This is a genomic window from Klebsiella sp. M5al (assembly GCF_002090195.1).
Taxonomy (GTDB): domain Bacteria; phylum Pseudomonadota; class Gammaproteobacteria; order Enterobacterales; family Enterobacteriaceae; genus Klebsiella; species Klebsiella grimontii.
In genome coordinates this window covers 4,796,188-4,817,565 of the sequence record NZ_CP020657.1, presented here as the reverse complement: position 1 = coordinate 4,817,565, position 21,378 = coordinate 4,796,188, and the positions used below count along the sequence as shown (strand labels likewise).

Here is a 21,378-nt window from a genome sequence, read left to right as displayed (position 1 = left end):
ACTATAAGAAGATGCGAGGAAAAAGAATGGCTGACTTGAATTTGATGATGAAAAAATAGTGGGCGTTGGATAATATAAAATTGTCGTTTATAAATTTAATATGATGATTTTATTATCTATTTTTATTTTATCTTATGTGATTATCTTGTTTTGTATATTCCATATTTACAAATTTGTTTATGACGGATTAAATTTTATCTGCTATGCGAGGAAAACGAATTTGTGATGTTTGTTGGAAAAAGAGGAGTTGGTTTTAGCAATATTTTTGCATGCCAAAGGGACCGGTTAATTACAGAATCTACGCGTCAGCGTAGCTTTCCCGGCTTATTCCATGACAATAATTTGTTATTGATGCCCGAATTTTCCGGGGCCGCCGTCGGCAGGTTGCCAACAATTTGTGGAGCGGAGTTCATATAGTGATGCTCGTTGTACTCTACTGCCAGCAGGAGGTTGGCTGGTCAGGACACGAACTCTGCTAAGAAGGTGTCACCATGAATGATTCGTTAAAAGCGCAATGTACCGCCGAGTTTCTGGGCACCGGGCTATTTTTGTTTTTCGGCATCGGCTGCCTGAGCGCGTTGAAAGTGGCGGGCGCGAGCCTCGGGCTATGGGAAATATGCATTATCTGGGGGCTGGGGATCTCGCTTGCCGTCTATCTGACGTCGGGAATATCCGGCGGCCATCTCAACCCGGCGGTGACCGTGGCGTTATGGCTATTTGCCTGCTTTCCCGGACGTAAAGTTTTCCCCTATATCGTTTCACAGGTCGCAGGCGCCTTTGGCGGCGCGGTGCTGGCCTATGTGCTGTACAGCACTATGTTTACCGAGTTTGAATCCGCCCACCATATCGCTCGCGGCAGCGTAGAGAGCCTGCAGCTGGCGAGTATTTTCAGCACCTACCCGGCGGCGTCGCTGAGCATCTGGCACGCGGCGCTGGTTGAAGTGGTGATCACCTCCATGCTGATGGGGATGATTATGGCGCTGACCGACGACGGCAACGGCGTACCGAAAGGGCCGCTGGCCCCGCTGCTGATCGGCCTGCTGGTGGCGGTGATTGGCGCCTCAACCGGGCCGCTGACCGGCTTCGCGATGAATCCGGCGCGTGATTTTGGACCGAAGCTGTTTACTTGGATGGCGGGCTGGGGCGATATCGCGATGACCGGCGGAAGGGATATTCCGTATTTTATCGTACCGATTATTGCGCCGCTGATCGGCGCCTGCCTCGGCGCGGCGATCTATCGTTATCTGATCGGGAATAACTTACCGTGTAATACCTGTAAATTAGAGGATTAATGTATCGGCTGAAATAGCTAAAAAATTTCATGAACCGGTATCACGAACTGGCCAAAAACGTCTCCCACGGATGGGAGACTTTTGCTATCGTAATATTCTTTTATCGTTGGCGGTAAATGATGATGAAAGGAAGTGAATATTAAAGAAATGTTTTATTTATAACAAAAAATTAACTGAGAGGTTTTATCATGATTTCTGCGAGCACACTGAACTCAGAACTCATTAATAAAATCGCACAGGATTTTGCGCAGGCCACCAGTCTGGCGGTTGTGGTTGTCAATATTCACGGTGATGAAATATCCGAACTGTTTAATTTCACCCCTTTCTGCCAGCTGATGCGCCAGCATCCCCAGCACAGCACCCGCTGCCGAATGAGCGACCGCTGCGGCGGCCTCGAGGCCTCGAAAACCGATGCGCTCTGTATCTACCGCTGCCACGCCGGGTTAACCGATTTTTCCATTCCGCTGGTTATCGCCGGACACCTTGTGGGCTTCGTGCTTTGTGGCCAGGTGCGCTTAAGCAATGACGTTGAGCTGGTGGATATCCTCAACGTCGACGACCGCTGGCAGGCTGACCCCGAGCTGCTTAAAGCGTTCCGCGACGTGCCGGAGATGGACTACTCAAGAGTGATTGCCTCTGCGGATTTACTGAAGCTGATCGTCGAGAACTGCCTGAAAAAGCAGCTTAATTTTGTAGTGATTAAAGACAATCCGCAGCAGCCTGAACCCGCGCGCGCCAGCCGGGCGGTGAGTCCTCACGACAGTAAAATGAAGAAGGCGCTGCGCTACATTGACGCCCATTTATCCGACGAGCTGCGCCTGGAAGACGTCGCCGCCCACGTTTATCTCAGCCCCTACTATTTCAGTAAGCTGTTCAAAAAATATCAGGGAATCGGCTTTAACGCGTGGGTGAACCATCAGCGGATGGTGAGCGCCAAAGAGCTGCTTTGCCACAGCGACTGGAGCATCGCCAGCATCGCGCGAAATTTAGGATTTTCGCAAACCAGCTATTTTTGCAAAGTTTTTCGCCAGGCTTATCAGGTGACTCCGCAGGCCTATCGCCAGCAAATTAACGCCAGATCACAAACTGAGTCAATTTAAATGACAATATTTTGTTATTGCCGATTTTTGATATGTCCTCGTATCTGGCTCATTATAAAATGAAAATATCTCATTCAGAGCAATAAATTGTCATAGCGCAACAAAATAATAATGAGTGAGCGATAAGCTGCACCAGTTTTTATTTATTTGATGGGATAGAGTGATACCTGAAACGATTTTCAGAGCGCCATCGGCGTAATGAAGCATCCTTTGCAAACGACGGGAGTCATCCAGCTTCCGTAAGATGTACATGAAAGCATTCGAGCCGGGCAGTCCCGCTCGAATCACGACGGACTAAACCGACAGGCGCCAGGGAAGGGGGTGTGAATCCCCCGCAGCCCCCGCTGCTGTGATGCTGACGAACCCATATTTAGCCACTGATCCGCTTACCGGATTGGGAAGGATGGGGGAGGACGACGCTAAGCCAGAAGACCTGCCTGTCGGTAATAATCAACAACTTCGGTGGGAAGTGGGTTGCTCAGATGCGTACAGTCGAAAGACTGGGAATGCACGCAGCCCTACCACCCGGCACAGGATCGGGGTATGGCAGCCAGGCAGCACGCATTTATTCTCGCAGGTACCGGCAGCGGTTGTGGTAAAACCACCGTTACGCTTGGCCTGCTCAGCCTGTTGAAGCAGCGCGGCATGCGGGTGCAGCCGTACAAAGTCGGCCCGGACTACCTCGACACCGGCTGGCACACCGCCGTCAGCGGCGTCGCTTCATGCAACCTCGACGGCTTTATGCTCCCGGAACCGGTGCTTAACGCGCTGTTTTGCGAACGGATGCAGCGGGCGGATATCGCGGTTATTGAAGGCGTAATGGGGCTGTATGACGGCTTCGGCGCCGACCCCGGCTACTGCAGCACCGCCGCGATGGCCAAACAGCTCGGCTGTCCGGTTATTCTGCTAGTGGATGGCAAAGCGGTTTCCACCTCTATCGCCGCCACGGTGATGGGATTTCAGCACTTCGACCCCAGCCTGAACATCGCGGGCGTTATCGTCAATCGCGTCAACAGCGAAACCCATTATCAGCTTCTCAAAGGCGCCATTGAACGCTACTGCGGGCTGCCGGTGCTCGGCTACGTACCGCGAGTGGAAGGGGTGGCGTTACCCGAACGCCATCTGGGGCTGGTTACCGCCCGCGAGTCGCTGGTGAACCAGCAGCCGTGGCGCGATTTTGCCCACATGCTGGCGCAAACCCTGGATATTGAAAGACTTCTTACCCTCAGCCAGCTCAGTTCATTACCCGCCGGGGAGTGGCCGCCGCTGCCGCGCCCTGATGCTGGCGCAGGCCTGACGCTGGCGCTGGCCGACGACGAAGCCTTCAACTTTTACTACCCGGATAACCTCACGCTGCTGGAGCGCTGCGGGGTGAATATCGTGCGCTTCAGCCCGCTGCACGATAGCGAGCTTCCTCCGTGCCAGATGATTTGGCTCGGCGGCGGCTATCCGGAAATTCACGCCGCCGCGCTGGCGGCCAATACGCCGATGCTGGCGCAGCTGCAGGAGGCGCACCGACGTGGCGTGGCGATTTACGCCGAATGCGGCGGTCTGATGTATATCGGCAGCACCCTTGAAGATGCCAGCGGTGAGATCTATCCGATGGCCAACCTTATTCCCGGCCATAGCAAAATGGGCAAACGGCTGACCCGCTTTGGCTACTGCGAGGCGCGGGCGATGCGGCAAACTCTGCTGGCGGCGCCCGGCGAAACCCTGCGCGGGCACGAGTTTCACTACTCGGATTTTACCCCCGAGTCCCCGGCGGTCCTGGCCTGCCGCAAAGTCCGCGACGGCATCACCCTTCAGCAGTGGTCGGGCGGCTGGCAGGTGGGCAACACGTTCGCCAGCTATCTGCACCTGCACTTTGCGCAGCGTCCCATGATGCTTAACCACTGGCTGGCTGCGGCAAGGAGCGCGCTATGACGCTGCTGGCCTGGGGCGTTGCCTGGCTCCTTGATTTTATTATCGGCGATCCGCAGAGCTGGCCGCACCCGGTGCGTTGGATTGGTAACCTGATCGCCGCCGTTCAGCGCGGCGTGCGCCGCTACTGTCACAGCGATGTGGCCCTGCGCCTCGGCGGCGCGGTGATGTGGCTGGTGGTGGTCGGGCTGACGTGGGGCGTCTCCTGGGGCGTGCTGACCCTGGCGCAGGCGGTCCATCCGTGGCTTGGCTGGCTGGTTGAAGTATGGATGATTTTCACCGTGCTGGCCGGACGCTGTCTGGCGCAGTCGGCGCGGGACGTAGAGCATCCGCTGCGCGCGGGCGATCTGGCGGAGAGCCGTATCAAACTCTCCTGGATTGTCGGGCGCGATACGTCGCAGCTTGAAGCGCGGCAGATTAACCGCGCGGTGGTGGAGACGGTGGCGGAGAACACCGTCGACGGCATTATCGCGCCGCTCTTCTTTCTGCTGCTGGGCGGCGCGCCGCTGGCGATGGCCTATAAAGCGGTCAATACCCTGGACTCGATGGTTGGCTATAAGCACGAAAAATATCGCGCGATCGGCATGGTCAGCGCCCGCCTCGATGATGTCGCCAACTTTATCCCCGCGCGCCTGAGCTGGCTGCTTATTAGCCTCGCCGCTCTCCTCTGCGGTGAAGCGGGCGGGCGCGCGCTGCGCATCGGCTGGCGCGACCGCTACAACCACAGCAGCCCGAACTGCGGCTGGTCGGAAGCGGCGGTCGCCGGGGCGCTCGGCATCCGGCTTGGCGGCCCTAACGATTATTTTGGTCAGCGCGTGGAGAAGCCGTGGATCGGCGACGCGACGCGCGATATTTCCGTAGACGATATTCCCCGAACGATTCGACTGATGTGGGTGTCTTCGACCCTGGCGCTGGCGCTGTTTATGGCGGTCCGGTACTGGCTGGTCGGCGCAGCCTGAGGACAAATGAATGCACTATATCCAGCAACCGCAGGCGATTGAGGCGAAAAGCTTCGACATTATTGGCGACATTATTGCGCAGACCCGCCCGGACTACCGCTTTGCCAGCCCGCTGCACGAAGCCATTATCAAGCGGGTGATCCACACCACCGCCGATTTTGACTGGCTGGATATTCTGTGGTTTTCGCCCGACGTTCTTCCGCGCTTGAGCGCCGCCCTGAGCCAGCCCTGCACGCTTTATACCGATACCACCATGGCGCTCTCCGGGATCAATAAAACCCTGCTGGCGAAATTCGGCGGCGAGTGCCGCTGCTATATCAGCGATCCGCGGGTGGTGGCGGAGGCCAAGGCGCAGGGGATGACCCGCTCGATGGCGGCGGTCGATATCGCGGTCGCCGAAGAGGGCGAGAAGGTGTTTGTTTTCGGCAATGCGCCCACCGCGCTGTTTCGTTTGCTGGAGCATGACGTCGCGGTCAACGGCGTGATTGGCGTGCCGGTCGGTTTTGTCGGCGCGGCGGAGTCGAAAGAAGCCCTGACGCAGAGTGGCCTGCCGGGTATCGCCGCGCTGGGTCGTAAAGGCGGCAGCAACGTCGCCGCCGCCATCGTCAACGCCATTTTGTACCACTTACAGGGGGCGCGATGAGCGAGCAATCCTTTGACACCCCGGTGTGGCATAACGGCAAGGCGCTGCGCAAAGGCTATACCACCGGATCCTGCGCGACGGCGGCAGCCAAGGTCGCAGCGCTGATGGTGATGCGCCAGCATCTGATTCATCAGGTCTCCATTGTTACCCCTTCCGGCGTCACCCTGTGCCTTAACGTCGAGTCGCCGCACGTCGAAGGGCAGCAGGCGATCGCCGCCATTCGTAAAGACGGCGGCGACGATGTTGACGCCACCCACGGGATGCTGATTTTTGCCCGCGTGACGCTCGACGATTCCGGCGAGATTACCCTGCGCGGCGGCGAAGGCGTCGGCACGGTCACCCGCAAAGGCATCGGCCTGCCCATCGGCAGCCCGGCGATTAACCGCACTCCGCGCCATACCATTGAGTCGGCGGTGCGCGAAGCGATAGGCCCGTCGCGCGGGGCCGAAGTCGAGATTTTCGCCCCGGAAGGCGAGGCGCGGGCGCAGAAAACCTATAACTCGCGGCTCGGGATCCTGGGCGGCATCTCGATTATCGGTACCACCGGTATCGTGACGCCGATGTCGGAGGAGAGCTGGAAGCGTTCGCTGTCGCTGGAGCTGGAAATTAAGCGCGCGGCGGGGCTGGAGCGAGTGGTGCTGGTGCCGGGCAACCACGGCGAGCGCTTCGTCCGCGAGCAGATGGGCATCGATTCGCAGGTGGTGGTCACCATGAGCAACTTCGTCGGCTACATGATTGAAGAGGCCGTGCGCCTCGGGTTCCGCCAGATTGTGCTGATCGGCCACCCTGGCAAGCTGATTAAAGTCGCCGCCGGGATCTTCCACACCCACAGCCATATCGCCGATGCGCGGATGGAAACCCTGGTCGCGCATCTGGCGCTGCTGGGCGCGCCGCTGGCGCTTTTGCAGTTGGTGAGCGAATGCGATACCACCGAAGCGGCGATGGAGCACATCGACGCGTACGGTTTTCAGCATATCTATCACCATCTTGCCGAACGCATCTGCCTGCGGGTGATGCAGATGCTGCGCTTTACCAAAGCGCCGCCCGTCTGCGACGCCATCATGTTCTCCTTTGATAACAAGGTCCTCGGCAGCAATCGGCCGATCGCCGAGATTGCGCGGGAGATGTCATGTTAACGGTGGTTGGCATGGGCCCGTCGGGCCTGCATCTGATGACGCCGGCGGCGCGGGACGCGGTCGCCAGTGCGGACGCGCTGGTGGGCGGCAAGCGGCATCTGCAGCAGTTCCCTGAGTTTGACGGCGAACGGTTTGCGCTGGGGGCCAATATCGCCGAACTGCTGGTCTGGCTCGGCGAGCGTGACGCGCAGAAGGTGGTGGTGCTGGCCTCCGGCGACCCGCTCTTTTACGGCATCGGTACGCGGCTGATAGCCCACTTTGGCATCGATCGCGTGCGCATTATTCCCGGCATCAGCGCGGTGCAGTATCTCTGCGCGAAGGCCGGTATCGATATGAACGATATCTGGCTGACCAGCAGCCACGGGCGAGACGTCTGTTTTGATGAGCTGGCGCGCCAGCGCAAGGTGGCGATGGTGACCGACGGGCGCTGCGGGCCGCGGGAAATCGCCGCCCAGCTGGCGGCGCGGGGAAAAGGGTATCGCTGGATGGTGATTGGCGAAAATCTGGCGATGGATAACGAGCGGATCCGCTGGCTACCGGTCAGTGAGGTCGACGGTGAATATGAGATGAACGCGGTGGTGATCCTCGATGAAAGATGAGCTTTTTCTGCGCGGCGAGAAGGTGCCGATGACCAAAGAGGCGGTTCGCGCGCTGGCGCTGGCCAAACTTGAACTGCACCGGGCAAGCCACCTGATTGATATCGGCGCCGGTACCGGCAGCGTGTCAATTGAGGCGGCGCTGCAGTATCCCTCGCTGCAGGTGACGGCGGTCGAACGCAACCCCGCGGCCCTGCAGCTGCTGGACGAAAACCGCCAGCATTTCGCCTGCGGCAACATTGAGATCCTGCCCGGCGAAGCGCCGATGGTGATCACCGAACGCGCCGATGCCATTTTTATGGGCGGCAGCGGCGGCCGCCTCGACGCGCTCATTGACTGGTCGTGGCAGCAGCTCTACCCCGGCGGTCGTCTGGTGATGACCTTTATCCTCCAGGAGAACCTGAACGCCGCTCTCGACTATCTGCGGCTGAAGGGAATCGAACAGGTTGATTGCCTGCAGCTGAACGTTTCAGCGCTGACAACGCTTGGCAGCGGCCACTATTTCAAACCGAATAATCCCGTTTTTGTTATCGCCTGTCAGAAGGAAGAAAACCATGGCTGAGACATTTGATCCCCGTAGTGTGTGGTTCGTTGGCGCAGGGCCGGGCGACCGTGAGCTGATTACCCTCAAGGGCTACCGCTTGCTCCAGCAGGCCCAGGTGGTGATCTACGCCGGGTCGCTGATAAACACCGAGCTGCTGGAGTATTGTCCGCCTGGCGCTGAGTGCCACGACAGCGCCGAACTGCATCTGGAGCAAATTCTCGACCTGATGGAAGCCGGGGTTAACGCCGGGAAAACGGTGGTGCGTTTACAGACCGGAGACGTGTCGCTGTACGGCTCGGTACGCGAGCAGGGCGAAGAGCTGACTAAACGCGGCATCGACTGGCAGGTGGTGCCGGGCGTCAGCGCGTTTCTGGGCGCCGCGGCGGAGCTGGGCGTCGAATACACCGTCCCGGAAGTCTCCCAGAGCCTGATTATTACCCGCCTCGAAGGGCGCACGCCGGTGCCGGAGCGCGAGCAGCTTGAGTCGTTTGCCAGCCACCAGACCTCGATGGCGATTTACCTCTCCGTGCAGCGTATTCATCGGGTAGCGGAGCGCCTGATTGAAGGCGGTTACCCGGCAACCACGCCGGTAGCGGTGATCTATAAAGCGACCTGGCCGGAAAGCCAGACCGTACGCGGCACCCTGGCGGATATCGGCGACAAGGTGCGCGAGGCGGGGATCCGCAAAACGGCGCTCATTCTGGTCGGGAATTTCCTGGGCTCTGAGTATCACTACTCAAAACTCTACGCGGCGGACTTTAGCCATGAATACCGTAAAGCCTGAATCAATCGCGCTTTTTTGCCTGACCCCAGGCGGCGTCCGGCTGGCGAAACGGCTGGCGGCGATGCTGCCGTTAACCTGTTTTACCAGCGAGAAGCTGCTGGAGGAGGGGTTTCTTCCCTTTGAAAACGGTTTTGCCAGCGCCGCGCGCGAGGCCTTCAGCAGCTATTCGGCGCTGATCTTCATCGGCGCCACCGGGATCGCGGTACGCGTGCTGGCCCCGCTGGTGAATGACAAGTTCAGCGACCCGGCGGTGGTGGTGATTGACGAGCGCGGCCAGCACGTTATTAGCCTGCTTTCCGGCCACGCGGGGGGCGCAAATGCCCTGAGCCGCTATCTGGCCGGGATGCTCGGCGCCGATCCGGTGATCACCACCGCCACCGACGTCAACGAGATGGCGGCGCTGGATACCCTGGCGTTCCAGCTTAATGCCCGAATGGTCGACTTCCGCGCGGCGGTGAAAACCGTCAACCAGATGTTGGTCAGCCATCAGCGCGTCGGCCTGTGGTGGGACGACGAGCTGGATGAAGACGTCAGCCGCTGCGACCGGCGTGGATTTATCACCGTGACCGATTTGCACCAGCTTCCTGAGCTGGACGCGCTGGTCTGCGTCACCCTGCGCAACGAACTGCCGGCGATCGCCGTGCCGCACTGGAAGCTGGTACCGCAGCGGGTGGTCGCCGGAATTGGCTGCCGTCGCGATACGCCATTCCCGCTGTTAGCGACGCTACTGGCGCGCCAGCTTGAGGCGCAGCGCCTCGATCCGCTGGCGCTGAAAGCCATCGGCAGCGTCACGCTGAAGAAGCACGAGCAGGGGCTGATTCAGCTGGCCTCCTGCTGCCGCGTGCCGTTTGAAACCTTTACCGCTGATGCGCTGCGCGAGCATGAGCATCACTTTCCCGCTTCATCGTTCGTCAGAAACACCGTCGGCGTGGGGAGCGTATCCGGCCCGGCGGCCTGGCTGCTGAGCCATGGGCAACTGTTGGGCGAAACCCTGCGCGAACAGGGCGTCACTATTACTTTGGGAGTTTCACACTGATGTTAAGCGTAATCGGAATCGGCCCTGGCTCGCAGTCAATGATGACCATGGAGGCCATTGAGGCGCTGCAGGCGGCGGAAATCGTCGTTGGCTATAAAACCTACACCCACCTGGTGAAAGCCTTTACCGGCGATAAGCAGGTGATCAAAACCGGGATGTGCAAAGAGATTGAACGCTGCCAGGCGGCGATTGAGCTGGCGCAGGCCGGGCATAACGTGGCGCTGATCAGCAGCGGCGATGCCGGTATTTACGGCATGGCCGGACTGGTGCTTGAGCTGGTCAGCAAGCAGAAGCTGGATGTGGAAGTTCGCCTGATCCCGGGGATGACTGCCAGCATCGCCGCCGCCTCGCTGCTGGGCGCGCCGCTGATGCACGACTTCTGCCATATCAGCCTCAGCGACCTGCTGACCCCGTGGCCGGTGATTGAAAAGCGCATTGTCGCCGCCGGGGAAGCCGACTTCGTGATCTGTTTTTACAACCCGCGCAGCCGCGGCCGCGAAGGGCATCTGGCGCGCGCTTTTGAGCTGCTGTCGGCCAGCAAAAGCGCGCAGACCCCGGTGGGGGTAGTGAAGTCCGCCGGACGTAAAAAGCAGGAGAAATGGCTGACCACCTTAGGGGAAATGGATTTTGAACCGGTCGATATGACCAGCCTGGTGATCGTCGGCAATAAAGCGACCTATATCCAGGATGGCCTGATGATCACCCCGCGGGGCTACGTGCTGTGAGTGAGGTGCTGGTGATCGGCGGAACCAGCGACGCGCGGGCGCTGTGCCAGCAGCTTGACGCGGCGCAGGTTCGCTACACCCTGTCGGTGGCGACACCGACCGGCCAGCAGCTGGCGGGCGATATTCGCGGGCGGGTGCGCTGCGGGCGTCTTGAGCCGGAGGAGATGATCGCCTGGCTGAAGGCCAACCGGACCCGCTGGGTGATCGATGCTTCGCACCCCTACGCCGAAGCGGTAAGCCGCAATATCGTCCGGGCCTGTGAAACCGCCGGCGTGCTGCTGAGCCGCTATCAGCGCCCTGAACAGCTGAGCGGCCTGACGCATCCGCTGCTCTATACCGTGGAGAGCATTGAACAGGCCTGCGAGGTCGCGCGGCGCTTCGGTCCGCGCGTGCTGCTCACCACGGGCAGCAAAGATCTGGCGCGCTGGCGGGCGGGATTAGGCGAAAAAACGCTGCTGGCCCGGGTGTTGCCGGTAGCCGATGTCATCGCGCAGTGCGCCGCGCTGGGGTTCGGCGTTGGCGAGATCTTCGCCCTGTGTGGGCCGTTCAGCGCCGAGTTCAACGCCGCTTTCTACCGCCAGTGCCGGGCCGATGTGGTGATCACCAAGGCCTCCGGCGCCGAGGGCGGCTATCAGGAAAAAGTACAACCCTGTCTGGATGCCGGTATCCCCTGCATCGTGATTACGCGCCCGGCGCCGCTGGTGACCGGTGAAGAATTACTGGAAAGTCAGGCTGCCTTTGCCCGGCGCTTAGCGCGCTGGCTGGCCGCTGCTTAAGGAGTCAGAAATGAAAAAAGCGCTTCTGGTGGTCAGTTTTGGCACCAGCTATCCCGACACCTGTGAAAAAAACATCGTCGCCTGCGAGCGCGAGCTGGCGGCCAGCTGCCCGGACCGCGACACGTTTCGCGCCTTTACCTCCGGGATGATTATCCGCAAGCTCAAACAGCGCGACGGCATTGAGATTGATACCCCGCTGCAGGCGTTGCAGAAGCTGGCCGAGCAGGGCTACCAGGATGTGGCGATTCAGTCGCTGCACATTATCAACGGCGATGAGTATGAAAAGATCGTCCGCGAAGTGCAAAGCCTGCGCCCGCTGTTCCTCCGCCTGACGCTGGGGGCGCCGCTGCTGAGCAGCCATAACGATTACGTCCAGCTGATGCAGGCGCTGCGCCAGCAGATGCCGCCGCTTGCCGCCGATGAAACGGTAGTTTTTATGGGACACGGCGCCAGCCATCACGCTTTCGCCGCCTACGCCTGCCTGGACCATATGATGACGGCGAAGGGGTTTCCGGCGCGGGTCGGCGCGGTCGAGAGCTATCCGGAGGTCGATATTCTTATCGACAGCCTGCGCCAGCAGGGGGTGAAGGGCGTGCACCTGATGCCGCTGATGCTGGTGGCCGGCGATCACGCCATTAACGATATGGCCTCGGACGAAGAGGATTCCTGGAAAACGCTGTTCAACGCCGCCGGTATCACGGCGACGCCGTGGCTGAACGGACTGGGAGAGAATCCGGCGGTGCGCGCGATGTTTGTCGCCCACCTGCGGCAGGCGCTGAGCCTGGCGATGGAGGAGGCGGCATGAGCGGCAAACTGTACGCCCTGAGCACCGGCCCCGGCGCCGCCGATCTGATCACCGTGCGCGCGGCGCGGGTGCTGGGCACGCTGGACATTCTCTACGCGCCCGCCGGACGTAAAGGCGGCGACAGCCTCGCGTTCTCCATCGTGCGCGAATATATCGGCGAACAGACCGAAGTGCGCTGCTGCCATTTCCCGATGAGCGCCGACAGCGCGGAAAAAGAGGCGGTGTGGGACGAGGTCGCCGCCGCGCTGGTTCAGGAAGTGGAAGCGGGCAAGCAGGTCGGGTTTATTACCCTTGGCGACGCCATGCTGTTTAGCACCTGGGTGTTCTTACTCCAGCGCATCGGCTGCCCGGAGTGGCTGGAGATTGTGCCCGGCGTCACCTCTTTCGCCGCCATTGCCGCGCGTTCAAAAACGCCGCTGGCCATGGAACAGCAGTCGCTGGCGGTGATCTCCTGCACCGCGCCGGAAACGGAAATCGAGCAGGCGCTGCGCCAGCATGAAAGCCTGGTGCTGATGAAAGTCTACGGGCGCTTTCCCCGCATCAAAGCGCTGCTGGCGAAAAACGGCCTGCTGGATGCCGCGCTGATGATGTCCGAAGCCACGCTGCCGGGCGAGCAGTGCTGGCGTCATTTGACTGAAGTCAGCGACGACCAGCCGCTGCCCTATTTCTCGACCATTCTGGTCAACAAACAGTGGGAGTATGCAGAATGAAACTTGAACAACAGCTAAAACAGCTGTCTTTCAGCGGCTTAGCTGCGGCGCTATTGCTGATAGTGGTGCCCGAAAAGGCTTTCGCGATGCACATCATGGAGGGGTTTTTACCGCCGATGTGGGCCCTGGCGTGGTGGCTGCTGTTTTTACCCTGCCTGTGGTACGGGCTGGTTCGCCTGCGCCGTATCGTGCAGGAAGATAATAACCAGAAGGTGCTGCTGGCGCTGTGCGGGGCGTTTATTTTTGTCCTCTCGGCGCTGAAAATTCCTTCCGTCACCGGCAGCTGTTCGCACCCGACCGGCGTCGGCCTGGCGGTGATTCTCTTCGGGCCGGGCGTGGTGGCGATCCTTGGGGCCATCGTGCTGCTGTTCCAGGCGCTGCTGCTGGCGCACGGCGGGCTGACGACGCTCGGCGCGAACGGCATGTCGATGGCGGTCATCGGGCCGGTGGTCGGCTATATGGTATGGAAAATGGCCTGCCGCGCGGGCATTCGTCGCGATGTCGGGGTGTTTCTCTGCGCCATGCTGGCGGATCTGGTGACCTACTTTGTCACCTCGGTCCAGCTCGGCGTGGCCTTCCCGGATCCGACTGCCGGCGCGACCGGCTCGATCGTCAAGTTTATGGGGATCTTCTGCCTGACCCAGATCCCGATCGCCATTGCTGAAGGGCTGTTAACCGTCATGATCTACGACCAGTTGACCAAACGTCAGCTAATTACCGCACAGGGGCATTAACATGAAAAAGACGCTGATATTGTTAGCCATGGTGGTGGCGCTGGTGATCCTGCCGTTCTTTGTCGATCACGGCGGCGAGTTTGGCGGCTCGGACGGCGAGGCGGAGAGCCAGATTCAGGTGGTCGCGCCGCATTATGAGCCGTGGTTCCAGCCGCTGTATGAACCGGCAAGCGGGGAGATTGAGAGCCTGCTGTTTACGCTCCAGGGCTCTCTTGGCGCGGCGGTGATATTCTATATTCTGGGCTACAGCAAAGGCAGACAGCGCCGTGATGACCGGGTTTGACCGACTCAGCTACCAGAGCCGCTGGTTTCACGTCGCGCCGGAGCGCAAGTTCCTGTTCTGGCTGCTGCTGATGGGGCTGGCCTTTACCCTGCCACCGCTGGGGCAGGGTATCGAAATGGCGCTGATTGCCGCCTTAACCTGCTGGCTGCTGCGGGTCTCGCCGTGGCGCTGGTGCCGCTGGATGGCGCTGCCGTTTGGCTTCCTGCTGATCGGGGTGTTGACCATTCTGTTTAGCGTCAGCCGCGATCCGCAGGATCTGCTGGTGAGCCTGCCGCTGGGCGGCGTCCGGCTGGGCATCACATCGGAGGGGCTGACGACCGCCAATCAGACCTTCTGGCGCAGCCTGGCGGCGCTGGCGTCCACCTTCTGGCTGGTGCTGAATCTGCCGTTCCCGCAGCTTATTGTGCTGCTCAAGCGTGGGCGGGTGCCGCGGCTGCTGACCGAGCAAATCCTGCTGACCTGGCGCTTTATTTTTATTCTGTTAGACGAAGCGCTGGCGATTCACCGTGCGCAAACATTACGTTTTGGCTACCGTAGCGTGCCGAAGGGCTATCGTTCGCTGGCCATGCTGGTAGGACTGCTGTTTACCCGGGTGATGATCCGCTACCAGCAGATGAGCACCACGCTGGATATCAAACTGTATCAGGGTGATTTTCACCTCTAAGGATAAGTATGCTTGCCACGACCGATCTCTGGTTTCGCTATCAGGACGAGCCGGTGCTGAAGGGGCTGACGCTGGATTTTTCCCATCACGCGGTGACCGGACTGGTGGGGGCGAACGGCTGCGGAAAATCGACGCTGTTTATGAATCTGAGCGGTCTGCTGCGCCCGCAGAGCGGGGCGGTGCAGTGGCAAGGAAAACCGCTGGACTACAGCAAGCGCGGCCTGCTGGCGCTGCGCCAGCAGGTGGCGACCGTTTTTCAGGACCCGGACCAGCAAATCTTCTATACCGATATCGACAGCGATATTGCCTTTAGCCTGCGTAACCTGGGGGTTGCGGAAGAGGAAATCGCCCGGCGGGTGGACGATGCGCTGACTCTCGTCGATGCCCAGGGGTTTCGTCACCAGCCGATTCAGTGCCTGAGCCACGGGCAGAAAAAGCGCGTGGCGATAGCCGGGGCGCTGGTGCTGCAGGCGCGCTACTTACTGCTCGACGAGCCGACGGCGGGGCTCGATCCCTCGGGGCGCGCGCAGATGATCGACATCATTAAGCGCATTGCCGATCGGGGCAACCACGTGGCGATCTCCAGCCACGATATCGATCTGATCTATGAAGTTAGCGATGCGGTTTACGTGTTACGCCGCGGCGAAGTGCTGGCGCACGGCGAACCCGGCGAGGTGTTTGCCCGCAGCGAACTGATGGCCCAGGCCGGGCTTACCCAGCCGTGGCTGGTGAAGCTGCACGCGCAGCTCGGGCTGCCGCTGTGTAAAACCGAAGAAGAATTTTTTACGCGGATGCGAAGCAACGCGATGAAGGAGGCGTCATGACGCTGGCAATTATGTTACAGGGCACCGCTTCTGACGTCGGTAAAAGCGTGCTGGTCGCGGGGCTGTGCCGTATTTTTTATCAGGACGGTCAGCGCACCGCGCCGTTTAAATCGCAGAATATGGCGCTCAATTCCGGTATTACGCCGGATGGCAAAGAGATGGGCCGGGCGCAGATTTTCCAGGCCGAAGCGGCGGGGATTACGCCGGATGTGCGCATGAACCCGGTGCTGCTCAAGCCGACCAGCGACCGCAAAGCGCAGGTGGTGCTGATGGGCAAGGTGGCGACCGATATGGACGCGGTGAGCTATCACGAATATAAGCCGCGCCTGCGCGAACAGATCCTCTCGGTCTATAACAGCCTGGCCGCCGAACATGATGTGCTGGTGCTGGAAGGGGCGGGCAGCCCGGCAGAGATCAACCTGCGCGATCGCGACATCGTCAATATGGGCATGGCCGAGATGGCGCAGTGCCCGGTGATCCTCGTGGCGGATATCGATCGCGGCGGCGTATTCGCCTCTATCTACGGCACCCTCGCGCTGCTGCACGGCCACGAGCGCGCGCGGGTCAAGGGGGTGATTATCAACAAATTTCGCGGCGACGTGGCGCTGCTCTACTCCGGGATCGAGCAGATAGAAGCGCTCACCGGCGTCCCGGTGCTCGGCGTGATGCCGTGGCTGGACGTCGATCTCGAAGATGAGGACGGCGTGGCGCTGCAAAAAGGTAAATATCTGCGCACCGACAGGCGCGACATTGAGATTGCCGTGGTTCAGCTGCCGCACATCGCCAATTTTACCGATTTCAACGCGCTGGCGGCGCAGCCGGACGTCCGCGTCCGCTACGTTCGCCAGCCGCAGGAGCTGGCGGGCGTGGATATGATTATCCTGCCGGGCAGTAAAAACACGCTCGGCGATCTGCGCTGGCTGCGCGAAAGCGGTATGGCGCACGCGGTACTGCAGGCCCGGCGTCATGGCGTACCGGTGCAGGGGATCTGCGGCGGCTACCAGATGCTCGGCGAAACCATTATTGATGAGGTGGAGTCGGGGCTTGGCACGCAGCCGGGGCTGGGGTTGCTCAATACCGTCACCCACTTTGCGCAGCACAAAACCACGACCCAGGTGACGGCGACCCTGGCCCCAGGGCTGCCGGCGTGGCTGGCGGCAACGGCGGGGCTGGCCGTACGCGGCTATGAGATCCATATGGGCGAAACCGAGCTTCGCGACGGCTGCCGTTCGCTGATGCAACTCCATAAAAACGGGCTGAGCGTAGCGGACGGCGCGGTCAGCGATGACGGCCTGGCGTTTGGCACCTATCTGCACGGCCTGTTTGATAGCGATGAATTTACCCGCGCGCTGGTTAACGGCCTGCGCCAGCGTAAAGGGCTGGCGGCGCTGGATAGCGATTTCGAATATGCGCAGTATAAATCCCGCCAGTTCGATCTGCTGGCCGACGCGATGCGCCAGCATATCGATATCGAAAAAATCTACGCCATCATGCGCCAGCATCAGGAGCCCATATGCTGACTTTAGTCACCGGCGGGGCGCGCAGCGGTAAAAGCCGTCATGCCGAAGCGCTGATTGCCCATGCCCCGCAGGTACTGTACATCGCCACCTCGCAGATCTTTGATGACGAGATGGCGGCGAGGATCCAGCACCACCGCGACGGCAGGCCCGCACACTGGTGCACCGCCGAGCGCTGGCAGCAGCTTGATGAGCTGATAACGCCGGATATCGCCCCGCAAGAGGCGATTTTGCTGGAATGCATCACCACCATGGTGACCAACCTGCTGTTTGCGCTGGGCGGCGACAGCGCACCGGACGGCTGGGATTATGCGGCGATGGAACGGGCGATCGACGCCGAAATCGACGTCCTGATCGCCGCCTGCCAGCGCTGTCCGGCCCGCGTGGTGCTGGTGACCAACGAAGTGGGGATGGGGATTGTGCCGGAGAATCGTCTGGCCCGCCATTTCCGCGACATCGCCGGGCGCGTCAACCAGCGTCTTGCGGCGGCGGCGGACGACGTCTGGCTGGTGGTGTCGGGCATCGGTGTGAAAATCAAGTAAATCAGGCGCTCCGTACCGGGAGTTATTCTTCCTGCTGGCTCTGCCCTGAGCCAGCCAACATGACGAGAACCTCTATGCAAAGCTTAACCTCTCTACTGGGTGCGATCCCTGCGCCTGATGAAAACGCGATGGCGCGCGCCCGGCTTCATATTGACGGCCTGCTGAAGCCGCCCGGAAGCCTTGGACGCCTTGAAGATCTTGCCGTACAGCTGGCGGGCATGCCCGGCCTTGACGGCGTCCCGCAGGTGAAAAAGAAGGCGCTGCTGGTGATGTGCGCCGACCACGGCGTGTGGGACGAAGGGGTCGCCATCTCGCCGAAAGCGGTCACCGCGATTCAGGCGGCGAATATGACGCTAGGCAAAACCGGCGTTTGCGTACTGGCGGCGCAGGCGGGCGCGAAGGTGCACGTCATTGACGTCGGGATCGATGCCGAGCTTATTCCGGGCGTTATCAACATGCGCGTGGCGCGCGGCTGCGGCAATATCGCCGTCGGTCCGGCAATGCGCCGCGGCCAGGCGGAAGAGCTGCTGCTGGAGGTGATGCGCTATACCCGAGGGCTGGCGCAGGATGGCGTGACGCTGTTCGGCGTCGGGGAGCTCGGGATGGCGAATACCACCCCGGCGGCGGCGATTGTCAGCGTCCTGACCGGCAGCGATGCCCAGGAGGTGGTGGGGATTGGCGCTAATCTGCCGTTGGCGAAAGTCGCTAACAAAGTGGAGGTGGTGCGTCGGGCAATTGCCGTCAATCGACCCGACCCGAATGATGGCCTGGACGTGCTGGCGAAAGTGGGCGGTTTTGATTTATTGGGGATGACGGGCGTGATGCTGGGCGCGGCCTCCTGCGGCCTGCCGGTGGTGCTCGACGGCTTCCTCTCCTACGCGGCGGCGCTGGCGGCGTGCCGAATTGCGCCGGAAGTGAAACCCTATCTAATCCCGTCCCACTATTCGGCGGAGAAGGGCGCGCGTACGGCGCTGATGCATCTCGAACTGGAGCCCTACCTGAATATGGGGATGCGTCTGGGCGAAGGCAGCGGCGCGGCGCTGGCGATGCCGATCGTGGAAGCGGCCTGCGCGATGTACCACGAGATGGGCATGCTGGCGGCGAGCAATATTGTTTTGCCGAAGGGCTGAGAAAGGCATTAGGGAGCGGCGCTGCGCCGTTCCCTGAATCAGGCATAAGATTTTGCGGAGCGCAGAAACAAAAAAACACCCTTGAGGGTGTTTATGATGTTGGTTGCGGGGGCCGGATTTGAACCGACGACCTTCGGGTTATGAGCCCGACGAGCTACCAGGCTGCTCCACCCCGCGTCCGTCTTTACTCTTCATCGAGTAAACTTGCATCAGATTTTAATTGGTTGCGGGGGCCGGATTTGAACCGACGACCTTCGGGTTATGAGCCCGACGAGCTACCAGGCTGCTCCACCCCGCGTCCGTCATTACTCTTCCATCGAGTAACGTTACTTCTCTGATTTTAATTGGTTGCGGGGGCCAGATTTGAACTGACGACCTTCGGGTTATGAGCCCGACGAGCTACCAGGCTGCTCCACCCCGCGTCCGTGGAAGCGCACTATACTCCGCTAACGTTTTGATGCAACCCTTTTTGACAGAAATCGTCGATTTTGTAAAAAATGGTGCATACAGAAGCACTTCCCGCTTGTTTTTTGCGCAAAACTGCCTTTGCGGTGCCTAAGCGCATTTCATTAGCCCTGGCGGTTTGTTATCTTCATCACGCACCCAGGCTTAGCAGCATAAAGAAGAGATACCATGAAAGGACGTTGGGCAAAATATGCAGTAACAGGCGCGATGCTGGCAATGCTGGCCGCCTGTTCCTCAAAACCGACCGATCGCGGTCAGCAGTATAATGAAGGTAAACTCACCCAGCCGTTTTCACTGGTTAACCAACCTGATGCGGTCGGCTCGCCGATTAACGCCGGCGACTTCTCCGAGCAGGTGAGGCAGATTCGTAGCGCCTCTCCGCGTCTCTATACCAGCCAGAGCAACGTCTACAATGCGATTCAGGAGTGGCTGCGTTCCGGCGGCGACACCCGCACGCTGAGCCAGTTTGGTATCGACGCCTGGCAGATGCAGGGGACGGATAACTACGGTAACGTTCAGTTTACCGGCTACTACACGCCGGTGGTGCAGGCGCGTCATACTCGCCAGGGCGAGTTCCAGTACCCGATTTACCGGATGCCGCCGAAGCGCGGCAAGCTGCCGTCCCGCGCCAGCATCTACGCCGGCGCTCTGAGCGACAACTACATCCTGGCCTACAGCAACTCGCTGATGGATAACTTCATCATGGACGTGCAGGGCAGCGGCTACATTGACTTTGGCGACGGTTCGCCGCTGAACTTCTTCAGCTATGCCGGGAAAAACGGCTGGCCCTATTACAGCATCGGTAAAGTGCTGATCGACCGCGGCGAAGTGAAGCGCGAAGATATGTCGATGCAGGCGATCCGCGAATGGGGCGAAAAGCACAGCGAGGCGGAAGTCCGAGAACTGCTGGAGCAGAACCCGTCGTTCGTCTTCTTTAAACCGCAGTCCTTCGCGCCGGTGAAAGGCGCCAGCGCGGTGCCGCTGATTGGCCGCGCGTCGGTGGCCTCCGACCGTTCCATTGTTCCTGCTGGCACCACGCTGCTGGCGGAAGTGCCGCTGCTGGACAATAACGGTAAGTTCAACGGCCAGTACGAGCTGCGTTTAATGGTGGCCCTTGACGTTGGCGGCGCGATTAAAGGCCAGCACTTCGATATTTACCAGGGCATTGGTCCGGATGCCGGACACCGTGCCGGCTGGTATAACCACTATGGCCGCGTATGGGTGCTGAAAAACGCGCCGGGCGCGGGCAACGTCTTTAGCGGCTAGTACTCATGTTCTTTTCCCCGGTCGCGCTGCGCTTACCGGGGCTACGGTAGCCCGGGTAAGGCGCTTGCGCCGCGGCCCGGGAATATCCACTTATTCTGAGGTTTTATGTCTGTTGTAATCAGCGATGCCTGGCGCCAGCGTTTTGGCGGCACGGCGCGTTTATATGGTGAAAAGGCGCTGCAATGTTTTGCCGACGCGCACGTCTGCGTGGTCGGCATCGGCGGCGTGGGCTCCTGGGCGGCGGAAGCGCTGGCGAGAACCGGGATTGGCGCGATTACCCTTATCGATATGGATGACGTCTGCGTGACCAACACCAACCGTCAGATCCACGCGCTTGGCGGTAACGTTGGCCTGGCGAAAGCCGAGGTGATGGCGGAGCGCATTCGCCTGATCAACCCCGAGTGCCGGGTCACGGTGGTGGACGATTTCGTCACCCCGGAAAACGTCGCCGAGTATCTTGGCGTTGGCTTTAGCTACGTGATTGACGCCATCGACAGCGTGCGCCCGAAAGCGGCGCTAATCGCTTACTGTCGTCGCCATAAGGTTCCGCTGGTGACCACCGGCGGCGCGGGCGGGCAAATCGATCCGACGCAAATTCAGGTCGCCGATCTGGCGAAAACCATCCAGGATCCGCTGGCGGCAAAGCTGCGCGAGCGTTTGAAGAGCCAGTTCGGGGTGGTGAAGAACAGCAAAGGTAAGCTCGGCGTGGATTGCGTGTTTTCCACCGAAGCGCTGGTTTATCCGCAGGCGGACGGCAGCGTGTGCGCGATGAAAAGCACCGCTGAGGGGCCGAAGCGAATGGATTGCGCATCCGGCTTTGGCGCCGCGACGATGGTAACCGCGACCTTTGGTTTTGTCGCCGTCTCCCACGCGCTGAAGAAAATGCTGGCGAAGGCGGAGCGGCTGACGGCGTAGGCCCTCATTGCG

Annotated in this window: 23 protein-coding genes, 3 tRNA genes and 1 riboswitch; of the genes, 23 read left to right on the top strand and 3 right to left on the bottom strand. The window is 60.3% G+C overall.

Translation table 11 applies throughout. The annotated features are described in order from the left end of the window. The first annotated feature begins 491 nt into the window (after positions 1-491). The 21 genes from pduF to cobT all read left to right on the top strand — a co-directional run bounded on the left by pduF (position 492) and on the right by cobT (position 18,720). Entirely contained in the window at positions 492-1,292 is an 801-nt protein-coding gene (pduF, locus tag BWI76_RS23100) for a propanediol diffusion facilitator PduF (protein ID WP_004105118.1), read from the top strand. A 188-nt stretch (positions 1,293-1,480) separates the two neighbouring features. After that, positions 1,481-2,392 carry a transcriptional regulator PocR gene (gene pocR / locus BWI76_RS23095; RefSeq protein ID WP_004133653.1) on the top strand — a complete coding sequence of 304 codons (912 nt, stop codon included), beginning with the start codon at positions 1,481-1,483 and terminating at the stop codon, positions 2,390-2,392. Between the two features lie 287 nt (positions 2,393-2,679). Beyond that, positions 2,680-2,848: riboswitch (cobalamin riboswitch) on the top strand. Positions 2,849-2,935: 87 nt separating this feature from the next. Further along, positions 2,936-4,315, top strand: a complete 1,380-nt coding sequence (locus BWI76_RS23090; RefSeq protein ID WP_004133655.1) for a cobyrinate a,c-diamide synthase — start codon at positions 2,936-2,938, stop codon at positions 4,313-4,315. After that, positions 4,312-5,271, top strand: coding sequence for an adenosylcobinamide-phosphate synthase CbiB (gene cbiB, locus BWI76_RS23085; protein WP_004133656.1), 960 nt, complete (start codon positions 4,312-4,314; stop codon positions 5,269-5,271). Before BWI76_RS23090 ends, cbiB begins: the two co-directional genes overlap by 4 nt. A gap of 10 nt (positions 5,272-5,281) precedes the next feature. After that, a complete protein-coding gene (locus BWI76_RS23080) occupies positions 5,282-5,914 on the top strand; it encodes a cobalt-precorrin-8 methylmutase (RefSeq protein WP_004133657.1) in 633 nt (210 codons plus the stop codon). Continuing rightward, a complete protein-coding gene (gene cbiD, locus BWI76_RS23075; RefSeq protein WP_004133661.1) occupies positions 5,911-7,050 on the top strand; it encodes a cobalt-precorrin-5B (C(1))-methyltransferase CbiD in 1,140 nt (379 codons plus the stop codon). The genes BWI76_RS23080 and cbiD overlap by 4 nt, the downstream gene beginning before the upstream one ends. Beyond that, positions 7,044-7,649, top strand: coding sequence for a cobalt-precorrin-7 (C(5))-methyltransferase (locus BWI76_RS23070; RefSeq protein ID WP_004133663.1), 606 nt, complete (start codon positions 7,044-7,046; stop codon positions 7,647-7,649). Before cbiD ends, BWI76_RS23070 begins: the two co-directional genes overlap by 7 nt. After that, positions 7,639-8,208, top strand: coding sequence for a decarboxylating cobalt-precorrin-6B (C(15))-methyltransferase (locus BWI76_RS23065; protein WP_004133665.1), 570 nt, complete (start codon positions 7,639-7,641; stop codon positions 8,206-8,208). Before BWI76_RS23070 ends, BWI76_RS23065 begins: the two co-directional genes overlap by 11 nt. Beyond that, a complete protein-coding gene (locus tag BWI76_RS23060; RefSeq protein WP_004124472.1) occupies positions 8,201-8,974 on the top strand; it encodes a cobalt-precorrin-4 methyltransferase in 774 nt (257 codons plus the stop codon). The genes BWI76_RS23065 and BWI76_RS23060 overlap by 8 nt, the downstream gene beginning before the upstream one ends. Next, positions 8,955-10,010 carry a cobalt-precorrin 5A hydrolase gene (gene cbiG, locus BWI76_RS23055; protein ID WP_004133670.1) on the top strand — a complete coding sequence of 352 codons (1,056 nt, stop codon included), beginning with the start codon at positions 8,955-8,957 and terminating at the stop codon, positions 10,008-10,010. Before BWI76_RS23060 ends, cbiG begins: the two co-directional genes overlap by 20 nt. Continuing rightward, positions 10,010-10,735, top strand: a complete 726-nt coding sequence (locus tag BWI76_RS23050) for a precorrin-3B C(17)-methyltransferase (RefSeq protein ID WP_004124467.1) — start codon at positions 10,010-10,012, stop codon at positions 10,733-10,735. The genes cbiG and BWI76_RS23050 overlap by 1 nt, the downstream gene beginning before the upstream one ends. Next, a complete protein-coding gene (locus BWI76_RS23045) occupies positions 10,732-11,511 on the top strand; it encodes a cobalt-precorrin-6A reductase (RefSeq protein ID WP_004133679.1) in 780 nt (259 codons plus the stop codon). Before BWI76_RS23050 ends, BWI76_RS23045 begins: the two co-directional genes overlap by 4 nt. A 10-nt stretch (positions 11,512-11,521) precedes the next feature. After that, positions 11,522-12,316: a sirohydrochlorin cobaltochelatase gene (cbiK, locus tag BWI76_RS23040; protein WP_004133681.1), complete on the top strand. Its 795-nt coding sequence runs from the start codon at positions 11,522-11,524 to the stop codon at positions 12,314-12,316. After that, positions 12,313-13,026 (top strand): cobalt-factor II C(20)-methyltransferase, encoded by a 714-nt coding sequence (locus BWI76_RS23035; protein ID WP_004133682.1) that lies wholly within the window; start codon positions 12,313-12,315, stop codon positions 13,024-13,026. Before cbiK ends, BWI76_RS23035 begins: the two co-directional genes overlap by 4 nt. Beyond that, positions 13,023-13,760, top strand: a complete 738-nt coding sequence (gene cbiM / locus BWI76_RS23030; RefSeq protein WP_004124457.1) for a cobalt ECF transporter S component CbiM — start codon at positions 13,023-13,025, stop codon at positions 13,758-13,760. The genes BWI76_RS23035 and cbiM overlap by 4 nt, the downstream gene beginning before the upstream one ends. Position 13,761: 1 nt before the next feature. Next, entirely contained in the window at positions 13,762-14,043 is a 282-nt protein-coding gene (locus BWI76_RS23025; protein ID WP_004133685.1) for an energy-coupling factor ABC transporter substrate-binding protein, read from the top strand. Next, positions 14,030-14,707, top strand: a complete 678-nt coding sequence (locus BWI76_RS23020; RefSeq protein ID WP_049085251.1) for an energy-coupling factor ABC transporter transmembrane protein — start codon at positions 14,030-14,032, stop codon at positions 14,705-14,707. The genes BWI76_RS23025 and BWI76_RS23020 overlap by 14 nt, the downstream gene beginning before the upstream one ends. An 8-nt stretch (positions 14,708-14,715) precedes the next feature. Beyond that, positions 14,716-15,531: an energy-coupling factor ABC transporter ATP-binding protein gene (locus tag BWI76_RS23015; protein ID WP_004133686.1), complete on the top strand. Its 816-nt coding sequence runs from the start codon at positions 14,716-14,718 to the stop codon at positions 15,529-15,531. Then, positions 15,528-17,051: a cobyric acid synthase gene (locus BWI76_RS23010; RefSeq protein WP_064371633.1), complete on the top strand. Its 1,524-nt coding sequence runs from the start codon at positions 15,528-15,530 to the stop codon at positions 17,049-17,051. The genes BWI76_RS23015 and BWI76_RS23010 overlap by 4 nt, the downstream gene beginning before the upstream one ends. Then, the gene (gene cobU, locus BWI76_RS23005; protein ID WP_064371632.1) at positions 17,045-17,590 is read left to right on the top strand and encodes a bifunctional adenosylcobinamide kinase/adenosylcobinamide-phosphate guanylyltransferase; all 546 of its coding nucleotides are present in this window, start codon (positions 17,045-17,047) and stop codon (positions 17,588-17,590) included. The genes BWI76_RS23010 and cobU overlap by 7 nt, the downstream gene beginning before the upstream one ends. Positions 17,591-17,664: 74 nt before the next feature. Next, positions 17,665-18,720 (top strand): nicotinate-nucleotide--dimethylbenzimidazole phosphoribosyltransferase, encoded by a 1,056-nt coding sequence (gene cobT, locus BWI76_RS23000; RefSeq protein WP_049085253.1) that lies wholly within the window; start codon positions 17,665-17,667, stop codon positions 18,718-18,720. Positions 18,721-18,820: 100 nt separating this feature from the next. Here the strand turns inward: cobT and BWI76_RS22995 are convergent. From BWI76_RS22995 to BWI76_RS22985, 3 genes are all read right to left on the bottom strand, one after another. Beyond that, positions 18,821-18,897 (bottom strand) — tRNA-Met (locus BWI76_RS22995). A gap of 44 nt (positions 18,898-18,941) precedes the next feature. Next, positions 18,942-19,018: transfer RNA gene (locus tag BWI76_RS22990), tRNA-Met, on the bottom strand. Positions 19,019-19,065: 47 nt separating this feature from the next. Further along, positions 19,066-19,142: transfer RNA gene (locus BWI76_RS22985), tRNA-Met, on the bottom strand. 211 nt (positions 19,143-19,353) lie between these two features. Here BWI76_RS22985 and mltA point away from each other — a divergent pair. Together mltA and tcdA are read left to right on the top strand one after the other, a co-directional pair. After that, a complete protein-coding gene (gene mltA / locus BWI76_RS22980) occupies positions 19,354-20,451 on the top strand; it encodes a murein transglycosylase A (RefSeq protein ID WP_004124438.1) in 1,098 nt (365 codons plus the stop codon). 105 nt (positions 20,452-20,556) lie between these two features. Further along, entirely contained in the window at positions 20,557-21,366 is an 810-nt protein-coding gene (tcdA, locus tag BWI76_RS22975) for a tRNA cyclic N6-threonylcarbamoyladenosine(37) synthase TcdA (RefSeq protein ID WP_004133704.1), read from the top strand. The last annotated feature ends 12 nt before the right edge of the window (positions 21,367-21,378 follow it).